Source organism: Microbacterium sp. NPDC056736, from assembly GCF_042790415.1.
Lineage (GTDB): Bacteria > Actinomycetota > Actinomycetes > Actinomycetales > Microbacteriaceae > Microbacterium.
In genome coordinates this window covers 169682-190120 of the sequence record NZ_JBHTZE010000005.1, presented here as the reverse complement: position 1 = coordinate 190120, position 20439 = coordinate 169682, and the positions used below count along the sequence as shown (strand labels likewise).

General features: G+C 70.2%; 17 protein-coding genes and 1 tRNA gene. 14 read left to right on the top strand and 4 right to left on the bottom strand.

Features of this window, described 5'->3' with window-relative positions:
- Positions 1-20 precede the first annotated feature (20 nt).
- Positions 21-5870, top strand: a complete 5850-nt coding sequence (locus tag ACFRAL_RS12040; protein ID WP_378883141.1) for a cell wall-binding repeat-containing protein — start codon at positions 21-23, stop codon at positions 5868-5870.
- A 129-nt stretch (positions 5871-5999) separates the two neighbouring features.
- On the opposite strand, the gene ACFRAL_RS12035 is transcribed toward ACFRAL_RS12040, so the two are convergent.
- Positions 6000-6581: a hypothetical protein gene (locus tag ACFRAL_RS12035; protein ID WP_336396854.1), complete on the bottom strand. Its 582-nt coding sequence runs from the start codon at positions 6579-6581 to the stop codon at positions 6000-6002.
- 38 nt (positions 6582-6619) lie between these two features.
- Positions 6620-7447: an inositol monophosphatase family protein gene (locus ACFRAL_RS12030; RefSeq protein WP_378883137.1), complete on the bottom strand. Its 828-nt coding sequence runs from the start codon at positions 7445-7447 to the stop codon at positions 6620-6622.
- A 95-nt stretch (positions 7448-7542) separates the two neighbouring features.
- Here ACFRAL_RS12030 and ACFRAL_RS12025 point away from each other — a divergent pair.
- The 10 genes from ACFRAL_RS12025 to ACFRAL_RS11980 all read left to right on the top strand — a co-directional run bounded on the left by ACFRAL_RS12025 (position 7543) and on the right by ACFRAL_RS11980 (position 16555).
- Positions 7543-7618: transfer RNA gene (locus tag ACFRAL_RS12025), tRNA-Lys, on the top strand.
- Positions 7619-7780: 162 nt separating this feature from the next.
- Positions 7781-8983 carry a substrate-binding domain-containing protein gene (locus ACFRAL_RS12020; RefSeq protein ID WP_336396856.1) on the top strand — a complete coding sequence of 401 codons (1203 nt, stop codon included), beginning with the start codon at positions 7781-7783 and terminating at the stop codon, positions 8981-8983.
- Positions 8984-9002: 19 nt separating this feature from the next.
- Positions 9003-9818 carry an ABC transporter ATP-binding protein gene (locus tag ACFRAL_RS12015; RefSeq protein WP_378883134.1) on the top strand — a complete coding sequence of 272 codons (816 nt, stop codon included), beginning with the start codon at positions 9003-9005 and terminating at the stop codon, positions 9816-9818.
- Positions 9815-10528 carry an ABC transporter ATP-binding protein gene (locus ACFRAL_RS12010; RefSeq protein ID WP_336396858.1) on the top strand — a complete coding sequence of 238 codons (714 nt, stop codon included), beginning with the start codon at positions 9815-9817 and terminating at the stop codon, positions 10526-10528. The genes ACFRAL_RS12015 and ACFRAL_RS12010 overlap by 4 nt, the downstream gene beginning before the upstream one ends.
- Complete coding sequence (locus ACFRAL_RS12005) at positions 10525-11400, top strand: branched-chain amino acid ABC transporter permease (protein WP_336396859.1); 876 nt, start codon at positions 10525-10527, stop codon at positions 11398-11400. Before ACFRAL_RS12010 ends, ACFRAL_RS12005 begins: the two co-directional genes overlap by 4 nt.
- A 62-nt stretch (positions 11401-11462) precedes the next feature.
- A complete protein-coding gene (locus ACFRAL_RS12000) occupies positions 11463-12548 on the top strand; it encodes a branched-chain amino acid ABC transporter permease (protein ID WP_378883332.1) in 1086 nt (361 codons plus the stop codon).
- Positions 12545-14158 carry a class I adenylate-forming enzyme family protein gene (locus ACFRAL_RS11995; protein ID WP_378883131.1) on the top strand — a complete coding sequence of 538 codons (1614 nt, stop codon included), beginning with the start codon at positions 12545-12547 and terminating at the stop codon, positions 14156-14158. The genes ACFRAL_RS12000 and ACFRAL_RS11995 overlap by 4 nt, the downstream gene beginning before the upstream one ends.
- Positions 14155-14838, top strand: a complete 684-nt coding sequence (locus ACFRAL_RS11990) for a TetR/AcrR family transcriptional regulator (RefSeq protein ID WP_336396861.1) — start codon at positions 14155-14157, stop codon at positions 14836-14838. Before ACFRAL_RS11995 ends, ACFRAL_RS11990 begins: the two co-directional genes overlap by 4 nt.
- On the top strand, positions 14838-15590 hold the full coding sequence (locus tag ACFRAL_RS11985) for a 3-hydroxybutyrate dehydrogenase (protein WP_378883129.1): 753 nt from the start codon (positions 14838-14840) through the stop codon (positions 15588-15590). The genes ACFRAL_RS11990 and ACFRAL_RS11985 overlap by 1 nt, the downstream gene beginning before the upstream one ends.
- Entirely contained in the window at positions 15587-16555 is a 969-nt protein-coding gene (locus tag ACFRAL_RS11980; protein WP_378883126.1) for an alpha/beta fold hydrolase, read from the top strand. Before ACFRAL_RS11985 ends, ACFRAL_RS11980 begins: the two co-directional genes overlap by 4 nt.
- Positions 16556-16560: 5 nt before the next feature.
- Here the strand turns inward: ACFRAL_RS11980 and ACFRAL_RS11975 are convergent, their stop codons facing one another.
- Positions 16561-17340, bottom strand: coding sequence for an IclR family transcriptional regulator (locus ACFRAL_RS11975; protein ID WP_336396864.1), 780 nt, complete (start codon positions 17338-17340; stop codon positions 16561-16563).
- A gap of 112 nt (positions 17341-17452) precedes the next feature.
- Here ACFRAL_RS11975 and ACFRAL_RS11970 point away from each other — a divergent pair, with 112 nt between their 5' ends.
- Genes ACFRAL_RS11970 through ACFRAL_RS11960 form a run of 3 tightly spaced genes read left to right on the top strand, consistent with a single transcriptional unit; the run spans position 17453 to position 20089 of the window.
- Positions 17453-18253, top strand: coding sequence for a CoA transferase subunit A (locus ACFRAL_RS11970; RefSeq protein ID WP_336396865.1), 801 nt, complete (start codon positions 17453-17455; stop codon positions 18251-18253).
- A 1-nt stretch (position 18254) separates the two neighbouring features.
- Positions 18255-18908, top strand: coding sequence for a 3-oxoacid CoA-transferase subunit B (locus tag ACFRAL_RS11965; protein WP_378883121.1), 654 nt, complete (start codon positions 18255-18257; stop codon positions 18906-18908).
- Positions 18905-20089, top strand: a complete 1185-nt coding sequence (locus ACFRAL_RS11960; RefSeq protein WP_378883118.1) for an acetyl-CoA C-acetyltransferase — start codon at positions 18905-18907, stop codon at positions 20087-20089. The genes ACFRAL_RS11965 and ACFRAL_RS11960 overlap by 4 nt, the downstream gene beginning before the upstream one ends.
- A gap of 5 nt (positions 20090-20094) precedes the next feature.
- Here the strand turns inward: ACFRAL_RS11960 and ACFRAL_RS11955 are convergent, their stop codons facing one another.
- Positions 20095-20358 (bottom strand): hypothetical protein, encoded by a 264-nt coding sequence (locus ACFRAL_RS11955; RefSeq protein WP_336396868.1) that lies wholly within the window; start codon positions 20356-20358, stop codon positions 20095-20097.
- Positions 20359-20439: the final 81 nt, after the last annotated feature.

Below are 20439 nucleotides of genomic sequence, written 5' to 3'. Positions count from 1 at the left end.
CACCCGTAGGAGGCATTGCCGTGGACACACGATCATCTTCTCGCGCGCGGATCGAACCGGGACTCTCCGCAGCCGCACTGCAGATCGCGGCGGCGATCACAGCGATCATGGCGCTGGTGGTCACGCTGCTGCTGGCGCCGCCGCCTCCGACAGCGAGAGCGATCACGGACGAGGACCCCTCGTTCGTCCTGACCCAGAACGATCTCGAGTTCATCCTCCGCCAGATCCAGATCTCCGAGGCCCACGCCGCGGACGAACTCAACCCGTCCAACTACGAGCTGTACTGCCCCGGCCAGGGGACGGCGGCTCAGAACTGCGTGCCGGACATCATGCGCCCCGCGGGCGTGCGCACCGTCGACGGCAGCTACAACAACCTGGTCGCCGGTCAGGGGCAGTACGGCACCTCCGACAACGCGTTCCCGAGGCTGCTGCCGGAGCTGTGGCGGCAGGCGGAGCCGGAGGCGCTCGACCTCGGCTTCGAGGCGAACACTCCCGAGCAGATGGCGGGTTGCGAGGCGGGCGCCACGTGCTACGCGCAGACGGATGGCAATGTCTACGACTCGCACCCGCGTGAGATCAGCAACCTGATCGTCGACCAGACGGTGAACAACCCCGCGATCGAACTGCAGGTGGAGGCCGGCACGGCGATCCCCGTGGCGGGCACCGACCGCGTCACGACGCCGAACACGGCCCCCGACGAGGAGCTGTCGGCGCCGTTCAACACGTTCATGGGCTTCTTCGGCCAGTTCTTCGACCACGGCCTCGATCTGGTCGCCAAGGGCGGCAACGGGACGATGATCGTTCCGCTGGCGGCGGACGACCCGCTGTACTGCCTGCCCGAAGGGGTGCGCGCGCAGGACGAGACCATCGAGTGCGACCCCGCGGCGAACTTCATCACGCTGTCGCGGGCGAACCGCCTCGAGGACGAGGCGGGCAACCCTACCAACCAGCACGCGAACCTCACGAGCCCGTTCATCGATCAGAACCAGACCTACGCCTCGCACCCCGCGCACCAGGTATTCCTGCGTGAGTACGTGCTGATCGACGGCATCCCTCAGCCCACCGGCCACCTGATCGAGGGTCCCGACGGCGGCATGTCGACCTGGGCGGACGTCAAGGCGCAGAGCAATGACGTGCTCGGCCTGGCTCTGAGCGACGCCGACCTGCTCGACGTGCCACAGGTCGCCGTCGACCCGTACGGCAACTTCGTCCGCGGCGGCAACGGGTTCCCGATGTACCTCATCGTGAACGAGGCCGGCGAGACCGACTGGCTGGAGGGACAGCCGGGCGGCGCGGCCATCCCCGCCGGCTGGTCGAAGGTCGGCACGGGGCACGCGTTCCTCGACGACATCGCCCACGGGGCGACCCCGGTCGTCGGCGACAACGGGGAGCTGCTGCCTCGCTTCGACGAGAACGGCGAGCCGATCCTCGACGAGAACGGCGAGCCCGTCCTCACCGGCTACGACAACGCCACGCTCGACGCGCACTTCATGGCCGGTGACGGTCGTGTGAACGAGAACATCGGCCTGACCGCTGTGCACGCGGTGTTCCACGCGGAGCACAACCGCATGGTCGGCCAGATCCTCGAAGTGCTGGACGGGGCGCGTCCCGAGCTCGAGGCTCAGGATTCCGAGGAGCGCGGCGGCATCGCCGAGTTCGCAGCCGCCTTCCGTGGCGAGAACCACTCGTACGCCTCGGACCGGCCGGAGGACCAGCTGCCCGGCTACGTCCCGGCGGCAGACCCCGCGGCAGAGCCCGTCGCAGGCCAGGCCGACGACTGGACGTTCGAAGAGCGACTCTTCCAGGCGGCGAAGTTCGCCACCGAGATGCAGTACCAGCACCTCGTCTTCGAGGAGTTCGGCCGCAAGATCGCACCGACGATCGACGCTGTCGTCTTCAACGAGAACAGCTACGACGCCAACATCAACGCGGCCATCACCGCAGAATTCGCGCACGTGGTCTACCGCTTCGGTCACTCGATGATGACCGAGGAGATCGGCCGGGAGCCGCTGCTGGAGGGCGGATCGGGCGCGATCGAGCCGGGTGGGGCGGGCGATGTCCCGCTGCTCACCGGGTTCCTGAACCCGGACGAGTTCGACCACAACGGCGCGCTCAGCCCCGAAGAGGCGGCGGGGACGCTGATCAACGGCATGACGTCGCGGATCGGAAGCCAGATCGACGAGCACATCGTCGACGTCCTGCGCAACAACCTCCTCGGCCTGCCGTTGGACCTCGCATCGCTGAACCTCCTCCGTGGCCGCGACGCCGGTGTTCCGTCGCTCCAGACCGCGCGGCAGACGTTCTTCCAGGCGACGGGCGACGACGACCTCCGTCCGTACACGAGCTGGAACGACTTCGGGCTCAACACGAAGAACGGCAACAACTTCGGACGCGCCGGTGAGCGCGTGTCGCTGGTGAACTTCGTGGCCGCGTACGGCACCCACGAGACGATCACCGCGGCGACCACGCTCGAGGAGAAGCGCAACGCCGCGGCCCTGCTGGTCAACGGCGCACCGCTGGGTGAGGAGTTCGTGATCCGGCTCGCCGGTCCGGACCGCTATCAGACGGCCCGGGTCATCGCGGAGCGTCACTTCCAGCCGGGAGTGCCGGTGGCGTACATCGCGCAGGGGAGCAACTTCCCCGACGCGCTCGCCGGCGGTGCGCTGGCTGCGGCCACGGGGGGACCCATCCTGCTGACAGGACCGAACGACACGGGCGAGATACCGCTGGCGACGGTGCTCGCGCTGACGAACCTGCAGCCGCAGCGGATCGTGGTGCTCGGCGGCCCCGGCGTGGTCGGCCCGAACACGGTGGCCTCGCTGGACGCCATCTCCGACGCGGATGCTCCGGTGACGCGGATCGCAGGTCTCGACCGCTTCGAGACCGCAGCCGAGATCGCGCGTGAGCTCGAGCCGGGCGGACGGGTGTTCATCGCCAACGGCATGAACTTCCCGGATGCGCTGGCAGGTGCGGCGGTGGCGGCCTCGTCCGGCTCCGCGGTGCTGCTGGTGCGGCCCGATGAGATTCCGGAGGTGACGGCGACGGTGCTGGAGGAGCTCGCTCCGTCAGAGATCGTGATCCTCGGTCAGACGGGTGCGGTGTCGGCTTCGGTCGCCTCGCAGCTCGGTGCGTACACCGACGGCGACGTGATCCGGCTCGGCGGCGGCGACCGCTACGCGACCGCGACGGCGATCACCGATCACTTCTTCCCGGACGGTGCGGACACGCTGTACCTGGCGACCGGCGCGAACTTCCCGGACGCGCTGACGAGCACGCCGGCGGCAGGCATCAACGGCTCGCCGCTGCTGCTCGTCCCGCCGACCGGGCTCACACCGGATCTCATCGCCGAGATCGAGCGTCTCGGCGTGCAGCAGATCATCATCCTGGGTGGTCCCGGCGCGGTCAGCTCGGACGTGGAGCTCGCCCTGGCGGACTTCGCCCCCGAACCGTTGCAGGCGCCTGAGGACCGCCTGGACTTCATGAACAGCACGGGTGCGTGGGCCGGCGTAGAGACGGGCCTCAACGACGTCGACTTCTGGGTCGGCGGCCTCGCGGAGCGGCTGAACCCCTTCGGCGGCATGCTCGGATCGACGTTCAACTTCGTGTTCGAGACGCAGCTCGAGAAGCTCCAGTTCGGTGACCGGTTCTACTACCTGTTCCGCAACCAGGGCGAGCAGCTGTTCGCCGCACTCGAAGGCAACACGTTCTCCGACATCATTCAGCGGAACACGGATGCCTCCAACCTTCCGGCAGACATCTTCGCGCTGCACGACCCCATCCTCGACGTCGATGACTTCGCAGGTGGGGGCGCGCTGCCCGCGGGTCTGATCCAGGAGCCGGACGGCACGTACCGCTGGAGCGGTGACGAGCACGTCGAACTCCACGGGTCGGATGCCGACGACCGGATGCGGGGAGACGAGGGTGACGACGCCATCTGGGGTTACGCCGGCAACGACCGCATCGAGGGCGGGTCGGGCAACGACGCGCTCGTCGGCGGCACGGGCGACGACATCATCACCGACTCGTTCGGCGATGACAACCTCAAGGGCAAGCAGGGCAATGACGTCATGCACAACGGCCCCGGCGACGACCTGTCGATCGGTGGTCTGGGTGACGACTTCATGATCAACGGCGGTGGTGACGCGACCACGCTCTTCGCGGGCCTGGGCGATGACATCACCCTCGGCACCTCCGGCCGCACGACGGTCTTCGGCGGGGAGCACGACGACTGGGTCGAAGGATCCAGCCACGCCGACCTGCTGCAGGGCGACAACGCCGACCAGGCGCAGAACGACACCCTGGGTGGCAACGACGTCGTGATCGGTCGCTTCGGCAACGACGACATCGAGGGCGAGGGCGGTGACGACATCATTGTCGGAACCTCCGTCGGCACCGATCGTCACCTCGGAAACCTGGGCTTCGACTGGCTGACCTACTGGGGCACGCCGGATGGAGTGGTCTCCGACTGGGCATTCAACCGGGTGTTCGAGACGCAGAACCAGCTGGCTTCGCGCTTCGACCTCCTCGAGGCCCTGTCGGGCGGCGTCGGGAACGACACGCTCCGCGGTCCGCTCGTGGAACCGGACGACTTCACCACGCTGAGCGAGGCGCCCCTCAACAAGGCGACCGAAGCGTCGCTCGACCTGGTGGACGGCTTCGAGGCCATGCTGCGGCCGACGGCGACGCACCCCGTGACCGGTGACGAGATCGCCCTCGGCGACTTCGCCCTCCCGATCCTGCGGGACGCGCCGGAGATCGACGCGGACGGCGTGCACAAGGTGATGATCGCCGGACCCGGCAGTGACACCGTCGAAGGACGGGGTGGCAACGACTACCTCGACGGCGACGCGGTCCTGCGGGTGCAGCTGCAGGCGACGCTCAACGACGGCACGGTACTCGTCGTCAACAGCGCGTCGGAGCTGGTGACCCACGCGGTGGAGGGCCGGCTGAACCCGGGCAACATCGAGATCATCCGCGCGATCGACATCAACCGCGACGAGGTCGGCGACGCCGACACCGTGCAGTACGCCGATGTGCGGGCCGCGTACGCGATCTCGGAGATCGGGTTCGAGGGTTCGGGCTACTGGTCGGTCACGCACACCGCGGTCCAGGAGGCCGAGGAGAGCGACGGCACCGACGTCATCACCGGCTTCGAGCGCATGCAGTTCGCCGACGGGTGCGCCGAGCTGATCGACGGTGAGTGGGTCTCCTGCGAGCCGTCGGCGTTCGTTCAGATGGCGCCGATGGACCCGGTCGAGGGGCAGCCGGTGACGGCCACGCTGTGGGAGGACGAGGCCTTCACCGTCGACTTCGACGAGTCGGCAGTCACCAACCTGCTCTACACCTGGTGGGCCGGCGAAGGCGACACGGCCGACACGGTGGGCGAGTGGGAGGTGCTCGTCACCTCGCCGAGCGCGACCTACGTGCCCGACCAGGCCGCTGTGGGGCAGTTCCTCCGCGTGACGGTCGGCTACACCGATCCGGTGGACGGGCTGTTCCGCGCAGCACGGTCGGCGGTCTCCACGTCGCAGGTGCAGGACGTGCAGCAGAACGGCACGCTCTCGATGCAGTCGACCGCACCGTTCGTGGTGGGTACGCCGATCGTCCCGGGCATCCCGAGCGACCCGGACGGACTCTTCGAGGAAGGCGCGCTCACCTACCAGTGGGCGTGGACGACCGACGATCCGGCCTCGCCCACGGCGGTGTGGACCGACATCCCGGCCGACGCCGGCGGCACGGCGAGCGCCTACGCGCCGGCCGCCGCCGATGTCGGCAGGACGATCCGCGTGACCATCGGCTACGTCGACGGAGCCGAGACCGCGCAGAGCGTGTCGGCCTATACCTCCGAGCCCGTCACCGCGGCACCCTGACGACAGGGCCGCGTCCGACACCCTCCCATTCGTGTCGGACGAGGAGGGCCGGTTCCCGAGAACCGGCCCTCCGTGGTGTCCATGGTGCTCACGGCGCGACGATTCAGGCGCGCCGCAGCGCCCGCCGGCTCAGTCCCGCGGCCACTCGATGAGCAGAAGGCCCTGCTTGGTGTCGGCGACGGTGACCTGGCCCTCGGCGAAGAGGTACGTGATGCCGTACCCGTTCTCGTCGGGGGCGATGACCGTGTTCGGGCTCTCGGTGACGTAGACCCCCGAGGCGTCCTCTTCTCGGATCCACCCCTGCGAGACGAGCTCGGTCTGCGCGTCGGCGGCCGCGTCGTCGGCGAGGAGCGCCCAGCCGAACATCTGCCCGTGGTCTCCGGCGGGTCCGCTGAAGTCGGCCCACATGCACTGGATGCCGCCTTCGATCTCGGTGCTGCCGATGTAGAGCGGCGACTGCTGCGAGCTCCAGCCGATGCTCTGGAAATCGGCCACGACGGATTCGCCGATGAGCGTCTCGCAGGTCGGAGCCTCGCTCGACGCCGGCTCGGGCTCGCCGGTGGTGGTGGGCTCGGGCGCGGCGCTGGTCGGTGTCGCGGCGTTGCCCGTCTCCTGCGGTGCAGGCTCCTCGGGCGAGCCCGTGCAGGCGGTGAGCACCATCGCGGTGAGGACGAGCGCGGCGGCGGTGCCGAGGATCCGTGGCGCAGGCATGAAGGGTCTCCGTTGGGGGATGGGAGGGCGGAAGGACGTCAGGCGGAGTGGAGCAGATCGAGGAACGCGGAGTGGAGCACGCGGTTGGTCGCCAAGGAGGAGCGCTCGGAGAGGGAGTCGTTGCCGTCGTAGGACGTGAACCTCCCGCCCGCTTCGGTCACGATCGGCACGAGCGCCGCGATGTCGTACTCCTTGACGCCGAACTCGGCGACGAACTCGAGGCGTCCCTCGGCCAGGAGCATGTAGGGCCAGGCGTCGCCGTAGCCGCGGTCCCGCCAGACCGACGACGTCAGACGCTCGAGCGCATCGAGCCTTCCGGCCTCACGCCACTGTCCGATGCTCTGGAAGCTGACGCTCGACTCGGCGACGGCGTCGACCCTCGACACCGCGAGGCGCCGCCGCTCGCCCGCCGGCGTGTTCGTCCACGCGCCCAGGCCCGTGGCCGCCCACCACCGGCGGCCGATCGCCGGCTGGCTCGCGACGCCGACGCGCGGTACGCCGTCGACGACGAGGGCGATCAGCGTGGTCCACATCGGAATGCCCTTGAGGTAGTTCGCCGTGCCGTCGATCGGATCGACGATCCACTGGCGGTTCGAGTCGCCGCTGATGCCGTACTCCTCGCCGAAGACGCCGTCGCCGGGCCGTTCGGTCTCGAGGAGTGCGCGGATGGCCCGCTCGGTGGCCAGATCCGCCTCGGTCACATGGCTGGCATCCGCCTTCAGCCGGATGTCGAGATCCGCGGCATCGAAACGGGACATGGATGCCGCGTCCGCCGCGTCGGCGAGGCGCAGCGCAAGGTCGAGGTCCCGCGAGAGATCCCCCTCGAAAGGCGTGTCGAACGACGGCGGCACGAGGGGGGAGGTCACGCGGTCCAGGATACCCGGGGGCCTTCCGCGTTCGATTTCACGTTGCGCGATCGTGATGGTAGCGTTGACCCTCGGTTCGCCACGTTGCGAATCGAGCACCTCTAGCTCAATCGGCAGAGCAACTGACTCTTAATCAGTGGGTTCTGGGTTCGAGTCCCAGGGGGTGCACCATCAAGAAGGGCGGTCCGCGAGGACCGCCCTTCTGCTGTCTCCGCTCTCTTCCGACTTGACCCGCACGGCGTCGTCCGCATAGATTGCAGGAACCTGAATCGGGTCTCATGTATGAGGCGGAGGCCTGGTTCCCGAATCCTTCCAATGGGGAAAGGCACGCACATGCGGGTTACGAAGAAGTTGCTCCTGGGCTCCGTGGTCGTCACGGCAGCGATCGCCCTGGCGGCCTGCGCGCCGACCGCGGAGACGCCGTCGGGCGAGGCGACCGACGGCGGTGGTCCCGCCGAGGTCACGGTCGGCATCGTCACGAGCGAGTCGGGGCCGCTCGCCGGCTACGGCAAGCAATACCTCGATGCGTTCGAGGCAGGTCTCGACTATGCGACCGACGGCACCGGCGAGATCGACGGCACGACCATCACCATCGAGAACCGCGATGACGCCGGAGACCCCGACAAGGCCGTCACCGCCGTCAAGGAGCTGATCGGCGAGGGCGTCAACATCATCGCCGGCACCGCATCCTCGGGCGTCGCCCTCGCCGTCGCCGAGCAGGCGCAGCAGAACAAGGTGCTCTACATCTCGGGCCCGGCCGCGGCTGATGCGATCACCGGCATCAACGACTACACGTTCCGTTCCGGCCGGCAGAGCGCGCAGGACGTCGCGACCGCGGGCACGTTCCTCGACGACATCGAGGGCAAGACGGTCGCTGTGTTCGCGCAGGACAACGCGTTCGGTCAGGGCAACGTCGCGGCCGTGGACGCCATCCTGGGCGGCAAGGGCGCGACGGTGAGCCCCGTGCTCGTCGCCGAGGACGTCACCGAGTTCACGCCGTTCGCGCAGCAGGTGCTCGCGGCTGCTCCCGACCTCGTCTTCGTGGCGTGGGCCGGCGCCACCTCGGGCGCGATGTGGCAGGCGATGAGCCAGCAGGGCGTGCTCGACGAGATCCCGGTGGTCACCGGACTCGGCGATGCCGCGACGTTCGGGGCCTACGGCGAGGCATCCGAGAAGATCAACTTCCTCAACCACTACTTCCCCGGTGGCCCGGACAACGACGTGAACACCGCGATGGTGGAGGCGATCGAGGAAGCCGGCGGAACGCCCGACCTCTTCAGCCCCGACGGGTTCAACGCGGCGATCATGATCGTCCACGCGATCCAGGAGGGAAAGGGCGACGTCGACGCGATGGTCTCGGCGCTGGAGGGCTTCGAGTTCGAGGGACCCAAGGGCGCCATGACCGTCCGTGAGGGCGACCACGCGCTCATCCAGGAGATGTACCAGGTGAAGCTCGTCGCCGACGGCGGCACCTTCGTGCCCGAGCTCATCGACACCGTCGCCGCCGACGAGGTCGCGCCGGCCGAGGCCGAGTGAGCCGGGGCGGCACCGCACGATGAGCACTCCCATCCCGTCCACGCCCGACGCGGGTGCCGTTCGCCGCGGTTCTCCGCTGAGGGTCGAAGGCCTCGGCCTGCAGATCGGCGGCGCGACGATCCTCGAAGGCGTCGACCTCGACGTCGAGGCCGGCTCCCTCGTCGGAGTCATCGGCCCGAACGGCGCCGGCAAGACCACGCTCTTCAACGTGATCTCCGGGCTCATGAAGCCCACCGCCGGCCGTGTCGTGCTCGACGACCGCGACATCACGTTGGCGTCGGTGCCCGCACGGGCGCGGGCGGGACTGGGGCGCACCTTCCAGACCTCGAGCCTCTTCCCGAAGCTGTCCGTGCTCGAGAACGTGCGCCTGGCCGCCCAGGTGTCGCTCGGCGGATCGGGATCGCTGGTGCGATTCCCTCGGCGAACGGATGCCGCCACCGCGCTGGCTGTGGACAAGCTCGACATCGTCGGGCTCGGCCACATGCGCGAAGCCATGGCGGGCGACATCTCCCACGGCGACAAGCGCAAGCTCGAGATCGCGGTGCTGCTGGCCACCGAGTCGAGCATCGTGCTGCTCGACGAGCCGATGGCCGGCGTCGCGTCCGGAGACGTGCCCGGCCTCGTGGAGAACATCCGCGTCATGCAGCGCGAGAAGGGCTGCACGCTGCTCATGGTCGAGCACCACATCGATGTGCTCATGGGACTGGTCGAGAAGGTGGCGGTGATGTACTTCGGCACGATCATCGCGTACGACACCCCGCAGCGGATCATGGACAACCCGCTGGTGCAGAGCGCGTACCTCGGCTCCGGCTCCACCGGAACGGAGGCCGCATGACCGCCGAGCCGATCCTCACGGTGCGGAACATGCGCTGCACCATCGCCGGCCAGCAGGTCGTCGAGGATGTGTCCTTCGACGTGCCGGCCACCGGAATCACCGCCGTCCTCGGGCGCAACGGCGTGGGCAAGACGTCGACGCTGCGCGGCATCCTGGGTCTCATCTCGCGGCGCGGCGAGGTACGCCTCGCCGGGGAGCGCATCGACGGACTGTCCACGCACCGCATCGTCCGGCGCGGTGTGGGCTATGTGCCGGAGGACCGCGAGGTCTTCTCCAGGCTCACGGTCGCCGAGAACCTGGCGCTGGCGGAGCGGCAGCGCAGCCCCCGGCACCAGTTCGTCGCCGAACTCTTCCCGGATCTGGTCGCACGTCGCGACCAGCAGGCGGGCACGCTCTCGGGCGGGCAGCAGCAGATGGTGTCGGTCGCGCGGGCGCTGCTCAACGACAACAGGCTGCTCCTCGTCGACGAGCCGACCAAGGGCCTCGCCCCGAAGATCGTCACGGAGGTCGCCGACGCACTCGAGGAAGCCTCGAAGACCGTGCCGATCCTCCTCGTCGAGCAGAACCTCGAGGTCGTGCGCCGCCTCGCCGACGACGCCGTCGTGATCGCCGGCGGCCGGGTCGCCCACGTCGGCAAGGCACGCGCGATCCTCGACGACGACGACCTGACCCGCCGCCTCCTGGGCGTCCACGTGGAGCACGCCGTATGAGCACCCTCGTCCTGACCCTGATCACCGGCGTCGGCCTCGGCGCCCTCTACTTCCTCGTCGCGAGCGGGCTCAGCCTGATCTACGGCCTGATGCACGTGCTGAACTTCGCCCACGGCGCCTTCCTCACGCTGAGCGCCTTCATGGGCTTCATGGTCGCCCAGGCTCTGGGCACCGACTCGTGGGGATCGTTCCTGCTGTCGGTGCTCGTCGGCGCGGCGGTGGGCGCGGTGTTCGCGACGCTGACGGAGCTCGTGCTCATCCGCCCGCTGTACGAGCGGCACATCGAGCAGGTGCTGGTCACCGTGGGCCTCTCCTTCGCCGCCGTGGCGCTGTTCGAGGGGATCTGGGGCACCGACCCGATCCACATCTCGGGTCCGGCGTGGCTGAAGCAGACGACGGAGGTGCTCGGCGCCCGCATCCCCAACACGTACTGGGTGCTCATGATCGCGGCCGTACTCGTGCTCGCCGCCCTGGTGCTCTTCCTGCAGAAGACGCGCTACGGCATGATCATCCGGGCCGGCGTCGAGAACCGCTCGATGGTCACCGCGCTGGGCATCGACGTGCGGCGCTCGTTCACCCTCGTCTTCGCGATCGGCGGTGCGGCCGCCGGCATCGGCGGCGTGCTGGCCATGCACTACTCGACGTTCGTGTCGGCCCACCTGGGCCAGACGCTCCTCATCTTCGCGTTCATCGTCACCGTGGTGGGCGGCCTCGGATCGCTGACCGGTGCGGCCGTGGCATCCGTCCTCGTCGCCGTCCTGCAGCAGTTCGCGAACTTCTATCTCGGCGGGACCGGCGACTTCATCGTCGTGATCCTGCTGGCGCTCGTGCTGCTCGTGCGCCCGAGCGGACTCCTGGGGAGGAAGGCATGACCCGTCGACAGCCTCAGGGACCGGGGCAGGGCTCCGCCCTCCGTCGCTTCACCCCCGCGATCATGGGCGCGGTGCTGGTCGCCTTCATGGCGATGCTTCCGCTGCTCAACCTCTCGCTTCCCGGCATCCTGCCCACGCCGACCTACATGCCGGGCACGCTCGCGCTGCTGTCGCTGTGCATGGTGTTCGCGGCGCTCGCACTGTCCTACAACCTGCTGCTGGGATCGGGCGGGATGCTGTCGTTCGGTCACGCGCTCTACTTCGGCGCCGGCGCCTACGGACTCGGCATCGCCCTCGAGCACTTCGGCGTGCCGCTGTGGCCGGGCATCTTCGTCGCGCTCATCGGCGGCATGGTCATCGCGCTCGTGACCGGTGCGGTGTCGATGCGGGTGTCGGGCATCCCGTTCGCCATGGTGACCCTGGCCTTCGCGCAGGCGGGCTCGGTGCTCGTGCGCCGCAACTCCCAGGTGACGGGGGGCGAGGAGGGCCTGAGCCTGAACACCGAGCAGGTGCCGGACTTCCTCATCGGCGTGATCAATACCCGCAACCTGTACTGGTTCACGCTCGTCGTGCTCGTCGTGGTCTATCTCGTGACACTGTGGGTCGACACCTCGCGTCTGGGCCACCTCGCCCGCGCGACCCGCGAGAACGAGCAGCGGGTGCGCGTGCTGGGGCTCTCGCCCTACCGCGTGCGGCTCATCGTGTTCGTCATCGCCGCGGCGCTGGCGGCGCTGGCCGGCGTGGCGTACATGCTGCTGCAGTCGGGCACCGTGCCGCGCGCCGTCTCGGCCGATCTCACCATCACCGTGCTGGTCATGGTCGTGCTGGGTGGCGTCGGGTTCCGGTGGGGTGCCATCGTCGGGGGTGTGCTGTACACGCTCCTCGATCAGCGGCTCACCGTGCTGGCCGGATCCGAAGCGATCGCGGACCTCCCTGACTGGCTGCGCGTGCCGCTGTCGGAGCCGCTGTTCCTCCTCGGCGTGCTCTTCATCGTCGTGGTGATGTTCCTGCCGGGCGGTATCGCCGGCACGATCGACGCCGCCGTCAAGCGCCGCCGCAGCGAGCGGGTGCGCACCTCGCTGCGGAGCCTCGACGACGCCGAGCAGGCGACGGAGGCGGCCGAGGCGCCCGCCGAGGTGCGCTCATGACCTGCGGCCTCGATGCGCACGTCGAGGACGAGCCGCACACCATCGGCCGCTGGATCACCGATCGGGCCGGGCGCTCACCGGAGCGCATCGCGGTGGACGACAGGGGCGTGACGACCGACTACGCGACGCTCGCCGCCCGGGCCGGCGAGCTCGCCGAGAACCTCCGGCGATCGGGCTACGGCCCGGGCGACCGCATCGCGACGGTGTCGGGGAACTCGACCGACCACGTCGTCGCCTTCTTCGCGTGCGCGATCGCGGGGATCGCCTTCGTGCCGCTGTCGTGGCGGCTCACTCCGCGCGAGCTCGCCGACGTCCTCACCCGATCCGCGCCGGCGCTCGTGCTGATCGAGGACGAGCACGCCGCGCTCGCCGGCGAGGCGCTGCGGCTCGCGGACCGGACCGGTCCCACCGCGGCCCTGGGCACCACCGGGATCGAGGCATCCGTCCCTCGCGCACGGCACCCGCGCACGCACCGGCCGGTACGCGACGACGACCCGCTGCTCGTCATCTTCACGTCGGGCAGCGAGGCCGCTCCCAAGGGCGTGGTCCTGACGCACGCCAACTGCTTCTGGAACAACCTGGCCCTCTCGCAGGCGCTCCCGCTCGCGCAGGACGACGTCGTGCTGGCGATGCTGCCGCAGTTCCACGTCGCCGCGTGGAACTGCCAGCCGCTGCTGGCCTGGTGGGTCGGGGCGACCGTCGTGCTGGAGCGCTCGTTCCAGCCCGCCCGGGTGCTGCAGCTCATCGCCGACCGCCGCATCACCGCCATGATGGGCGTGCCCACGCAGTACGCGCTGCTGGCCGCCGATCGGGAGTGGGAGTCGACGGATGCCTCGTCGCTCCGGCTGGCCCTCGTGGGGGGTGCCACCATGCCGGTGCCGCTGCAGGAAGCCTGGGCGTCCCGCGGCGTCCCGCTCACGCAGGGGTACGGGCTGACCGAGGCGGGTCCGAACGTCCTGCACCTCCCGGCCGCAGAGGCCGCGGCCGCGCCGGGCGCCGTCGGGCGGCCGTACCCGTACGTGTCGGTGAGGATCGTCGATCCCGCCACCGGCCTGACCCTGGAGGGCGAGGCCACCGGCGAGCTGTGGGTGCGCGGACCCAGTGTCTTCCCGGGCTACCTCGGCGACGCCGCCGCCACCTCGCGCGCGCGGGACGGCGAGTGGCTGCGCACGGGCGACCTCGTCTCGCGCGACGGGGACGGTGTGTTCCGGATCGTCGACCGGCTGAAGGACATCTTCATCTCGGGCGGCGAGAACGTCGCGCCGGCCGAGGTGGAGTACGCGCTGTGCCTGCATCCGCTCGTCGCGGCGGCCGCAGTCGTCGGCGTTCCGGACCCGGTGTGGGGCGAACGCGGGATCGCGTTCGTCGTGCCGGCCGCCGGTGCGGCGCTGGCGGAGGACGAGCTCCTCACGCACGCGCGGCGCAACCTCGCCGCGTTCAAGGTGCCGGTGCGTGTCGTGCTGGTGGACGCGCTGCCGCGTTCGACGATCGACAAGCTCGCCCGCTCCCGGCTGCGCGAGTGGGCTCTCGGATCGGCGCCGTGCCCGGGGGATCCACAGGCGGCAGGGCCCGCGGCGTTCGGGGCGCGAGGGACGGGGGAGTCCGCATGAGCATGTCCGACGAGATGGTCGACGGGGGGGAGCTGGTCTCGTCCGCGACCGGGCGCCCCCTCACCAAGCGCGGAGAGGCGACCCGCCGTCGCCTCCTCGAGGCGGCGGAGCTGGTGTTCGCGGACCAGGGCTACCACGAGGCATCCATCGTCAAGATCACCGAGCGGGCGGGCATCGGCCTGGGCACCTTCTACCTCTACTTCGACAGCAAGCAGTCGATCTTCGAGGCTCTCGTGCTCGACCTGAACCGTCGCGTGCGCCATTCGATGTCCGAGGCCATGACGGGAGCGGCGTCGCGGCTGGAGGCGGAGCGCGCGGGCTTCGCCGGCTTCTTCCGGTTCACCGCGGAGCACCCCGCGCTGTACCGGGTGGTGCGCGAGGCGGAGTTCGTGTCGCCCGCGGTGCTGCGCACCCACTACACGCGCATCGTCGAGGGCTACGAAGCCGGACTCCGTGCGGCCCAGGAGGCCGGCGACGTCGACCGGCAGCTCGACCCCGAGACCACGGCCTGGGCCCTGATGGGCATGGGCGAGCTGATCGGCATGCGGTTCCTGCTGTGGGAGCGCGACGCCGAGGGCAGGCCGCCTGCCGAGCTCGACCCCGCGGTCTTCGCCGGCATGACCCGCATCATCGACAACGCGCTGGCTCCTCGCGGCGCCGACGAGAGGAAGGAAGGCTGATGGCAGACAAGGATCTCGCCGGCAGGCGGGCGCTGGTGACCGGCGGTGCGAGCGGCATCGGTCTGGCGTGCGCGCACGAGCTCGCTTCGCGAGGCGCTCATGTCACCGTCGCCGATCGCGATGCCCAGGCCGCGACGGATGCCGCCACCGCGGTGGGCGGCGAATCCTGGGTGGCGGACCTCTCCGACACCGCGGCGCTCGAGGATCTCGCGCTGGACGTCGACATCCTCGTCAACAACGCCGGGATCCAGCGGGTGTCGCCGATCACCGAGTTCGATCCCGACACGTTCCGCCTGCTGCTGCGGCTCATGCTCGAGTCGCCGTTCCTGCTGATCCGCGCCGCGCTTCCCGGGATGTACGAGCGCGGGTGGGGACGGGTCATCAACATCTCCAGCGCTCACGGCCTGCGCGCGAGCCCGTTCAAGTCGGCCTATGTCGCAGCCAAGCACGGCCTGGAGGGACTGTCGAAGGTCACCGCCCTCGAGGGCGCCCCGCACGGTGTGACGAGCAACTGCATCAACCCGGCATACGTGCGCACCCCGCTGGTGGAGAAGCAGATCGCGGATCAGGCGAGGGTGCACGGGATCCCGGCCGAAGAGGTGGTCGAGAAGATCATGCTCACCGAGAGCGCCATCAAGCGCCTCGTCGAGGCGGACGAGGTCGCCTCACTGGCCGGATGGCTCGCGTCCGACCGGGCGGGGATGGTCACCGGCGCCTCGTACACGATGGACGGCGGATGGACGGCTCGATGAACCACGACAGGATCCCCGGTGGCGGCGCCGTCCCGGCGGCGGCGCCCGTGGCCGCACACGAATACCGTGAGGTCGACGTCCCTGTCGACGGCGGACTGCTGCACGCCGGCGTGTGGGAGCCGATCGACACGCCGGCGCACGACGCGGCCGGGGTGCAGACGGTGCTTCTCGTGCACGGCGTCACCGCGTCGCACCTGGCCTGGCCGTTCGTCGTGGAGCGGCTGCCGGGCGTGCGCGTCGTCGCCCCCGACCTCCGCGGCCGCGGTCGCAGCAACGGGCTCGCGGGCGCTGCCGGGATGGCCGCGCACGCGGCGGACCTCGCGTCGCTGCTCGACGCCCTCGGGATCTCGCGGACAGTGGTCGTCGGACACTCGATGGGCGGGTTCGTCTCGGTGGTCTTCGCCCACCGGCACCCCGAGCGCGTCTCGCGCGTCGTGCTCGTCGACGGCGGGCTGCCGCTGGACGTGCCTCAGGGCCTCAGCCCCGACCAGCTGGTCGCCGGCATCCTCGGCCCGACGGCGGCGCGGCTGTCGATGAGGTTCGCCGGGCCGGGGGAGTACCTGGAGTTCTGGCGGCGGCATCCGGCGTTCGGCGAGGACTGGACGCCCGAGCTCGAGCGCTACCTGGCCTACGACCTCGTCGAGGACGGAGCCGGCGCGTACCGGCCGGCGACGAGCTACGCGACCACCGCGGATGACACCGTCGACATGAACACCGGCGCCGCGCTGCCCGCGGCGCTGGCCGGGCTGCGGCATCCGATGCGTTTGATCACGGTGCCGCTCGGCCTGCAGAACGAGCCGCCGGGCCTCTACGCCCCCGAGCACCTGGAGCGCCTGCTCGCGTCGTACCCGGGCGTCGCGCACGAGCGGGTGGCGGGGTTCAACCACTACACGATCGTGATGTCGCCGGCCGGCGCAGACGTCGTGGCCGCCGCCGTGCGGGAGGAGCTCGCCGCGCTGGTGTGACGCCGTCAGCGGGAGGCGGCGATGCGGGTCGTCAGCTGATGGGCGTGGGCCAAGAGCGTGCGGCCCAGCTCCGGAAGCCGGTCGGCCCCGAAACGGAACTGCACGCCCGTCAGGCTCAGCGCCCACTGCGGGTGGCCCTCGCGCGTGAAGACAGCCGCGCCGATGCCGTACGAGCCCTCGACGATGAGGCCGGGGTTGACCGCGTAGCCGCGCTCCTGCGTCTCGCGCAGCCTGGTCCGAAGCCGTCGCTCGCCGTGCGCCGCGCCCCACTGCTCCGGCAGCTCGGGGTGTCGCTCGAAGTAGGCGTCCACATCGTGGGGCGGCAGGAAGGACAGGATCGCCAGCCCCGCGGAGGCCACCCCGAGCGGGAAGCGCACGCCCTCCGACAGCACGAACGAGCGGATCGGGAAGCTGCCCTCCTCCCGGAGGAGGCACACGGTCTCATCGCCGCGTCGCACCGAGAGGAACGCGCTCTCCTCGGTGCGAACGGCAAGGGATCGTACGATGTCGCGCGCGATGGCGGTGATGTCGTAGCGGGATGCCGCCACGGTGCCCATCAGGAACAGCTCGGGTCCCGGCATCCAGCGTCCGGTGCGCTCGTCCTGGTCGACGAGCCCTTCGTGCCGCAGCGCGGTCAGCAGGCGATGCGCGGTGGGCCGGGTCAGCTCCGCGCGTCGTGCGAGCTCGGCGACGGCCATGCCCTCGGCGCCCCCTGCGGTCACCAGGCGCAGGAGTTGCGCCGCGCGCGCGATCGACTGCGCCCCCGGGACGGAGCGCTTGGGCATGCTGTCCACGATATGGACGCTACGCGCCGTATCGGCCACATGGCAAGCGACGCCTCGCGCGCCGGCGTCGGGCGCGGCAGGATCGAGGGCACGAGCGATGCGAAGGAGCAGCATGATCGACAAGACCTGGGGCTCGGCGGCCGAGGCCGTCGCCGACATCCCCGACGGCGCCTCTCTCGCGGTCGGAGGCTTCGGGCTCTCCGGCAACCCGATCGCCCTCATCGAGGCGCTGCTGGCGCAGGGGACGAGCGACCTCAGCATCGTCAGCAACAACTGCGGCGTCGACGACTGGGGGCTCGGCATCCTGCTGAACGCCAAGCGCATCCGCAAGATGACCTCGTCGTACGTCGGCGAGAACAAGGAGTTCGAGCGGCAGTTCCTCTCCGGTGAGCTCGAGCTCGAGCTCACGCCCCAGGGCACCCTCGCCGAGAAGCTCAGGGCGGGAGGCTCAGGGATCGCGGCGTTCTACACGCAGACCGGCGTGGGCACGCAGGTCGCCGAGGGCGGGCTGCCGCGCCGCTACGCCGTCGACGGCTCGATCGCCGTCGCATCCCCGGTCAAGGACGTGCGCAGCTTCGACGTTTCGGGCGCCGCGCGCGACTATGTGCTGGAAGAGGCGATCGTCACCGACTTCGCGCTCGTCCACGCGCTCAAGGGCGACCGCCACGGCAACCTCGTCTTCAACAAGGCGGCGCGCAACTTCAACCCGCTCGCCGCGATGGCCGGGCGCGTGTGCATCGCCCAGGTAGAAGAGCTCGTCGAACCGGGCGAGCTGGATCCCGACGCCATCCACCTGCCCGGCATCTACGTGCACCGCATCGTGGAGGTCGGAGCCGACATCGAGAAGCGCATCGAACGACGAACGGTCTCGGTCGCCCGGGCCGCCGCGCGCGAGATGCCGGAAGGAGCCTGACATGGCGCTCAGCCGCAATGAGATGGCCGCGCGCGCGGCTGCGGAGCTCGCCGACGGGGCTTACGTCAACCTCGGCATCGGCCTGCCGACGCTCGTGCCCAACTTCGTGCCCGACGGCGTGACGGTCGTGCTGCAGTCCGAGAACGGCATCCTCGGCGTCGGCCCGTACCCGACGGAGGAGAACGTCGATCCCGACCTCATCAACGCCGGCAAGGAGACCGTCACGACCCTTCCGGGCGCCGCGTTCTTCGACTCCGCGACGAGCTTCGGCATGATCCGCGGCGGCAAGATCGACGCCGCCATCCTCGGCGCCATGCAGGTCTCGGCGACGGGTGACCTCGCGAACTGGATGATCCCCGGCAAGATGGTCAAGGGTCCGGGCGGCGCGATGGACCTCGTGCACGGAGCCGCGAAGGTCATCGTGCTCATGGAGCACGTCGCCAAGGACGGCTCGGCCAAGATCGTGGACGAGTGCACGCTGCCCCTCACCGGCCGCGGCGTCGTGGACCGCATCATCACCGACCTCGCCGTCATCGATGTGACCGATGCCGGCCTCGTGCTCGTCGAGACCGCGCCGGGTGTCACCGTCGAGGAGGTCATCGCCGCGACAGAGCCCCGACTCACCGTCTCCGAACAGCTGGAAGTGATCTCATGACCCGTGAAGACATCGTCATCGTCGCCGCCGCGCGCACGCCGCAGGGGCGGCTGAAGGGCCAGCTCGCGCCGCTGACCGCGGTGCAGCTCGGCAGCGCAGCGATCAAGGGCGCCCTCGACAAGGGCGGCATCCCCGCCGACGCCGTCGACGCGGTGCTCGTCGGGCAGGTGCTCGCCGCCGGCAGCGGCCAGAACCCTGCGCGGCAGGCGGCCGTGGGGGCCGGCATCGGGTGGGAGGTGCACTCGGGCTCGGTCAACAAGGTGTGCCTCTCCGGGCTCACCGCCGTCATCGACGGCGCCCGAATGATCGCCGTGGGGGACGCGACGGTCGTGGTCGCTGCCGGCATGGAGTCCATGACCCGTGCGCCGCACCTCCTGATGGGCTCGCGCGACGGATGGGCGTACGGTTCGATCGAGGTGCTCGACCACATGGCGCACGACGGGCTGACCGACGCATACGACCGCGAGAGCATGGGCGCGTCGACGGAGCGGCACAACGGCCGGCTCGAGGTTACGCGGGAAGCGCAGGATGCCGTCGCCGCACGCTCGCACCAGCGCGCCGCGGCCGCCCAGGCCGACGGAGTGTTCGACGCCGAGATCGTGCCGGTGGAGATCCCGCAGCGCAAGGGCGACCCGGTGGTCGTGACGAAGGACGAGGGCGTGCGACCCGAGACGACGGTCGAGACCCTCTCGCGCCTGCGTGCCGCCTTCGCCGAGGGCGGCTCGATCACGGCCGGCAACTCGTCGCAGATCTCCGACGGCGCCTCGGCGGTGGTGCTCACCCGGCGCTCGCACGCCGACGAGAACGGCTGGCCCGTCCTCGCGGTCGTCGGCGCCTCCGGGCAGGTCGCCGGTCCCGACAACTCGCTGCACTCGCAGCCCGCACGCGCGATCGAGAAGGCGCTCGAGAAGCAGGGGATCGCGGCATCCGACCTCGACATCGTGGAGATCAACGAGGCGTTCGGGGCCGTCGTGGCGCGATCGCAGGCGGAGCTCGGACTGTCGGACGACGTCGTCAACCCGCACGGCGGCGGCATCGCGATCGGGCATCCCATCGGGGCCTCCGGCAACCGGCTGGTCGTCCACGCGGTGCACGAGCTCGTCCGCCGCGGCGGCGGGACGGCCGCGGTCGCGCTGTGCGGCGGGGGCGGTCAGGGCGACGCGCTGATCCTCACACGCTGAGCGGGTCAGTCCGCGAGGCGCTTGAGGCGGTCCTTGCGGATCTTGCGCTCGTTCCCATGGATGGGGGAGTCCTTGGCGACCGCCTCGCCGTGTGCGGCACGGCGCAGGTCGACGATGGCGCCGATCGCGAGGGCGAGCGAGATGCCCCAGCTGATCCAGGCGAGCACCTGGCGCCACGTGAAGGGCTCCTTCTCGCGGAGTCCCCTCAGCAGCGTCAAACCGCCCGTGACGGCGGTGAGGAGCCCGGTGCCGAAGAGGTACTTGCGCATGGGGCCACGTTAGCGCGGGGTGCGCGCACCCTGCGCCCCTTGACATGTGCGCGCTCGGTGCGTCAAGGGGCGCAGGCCGGG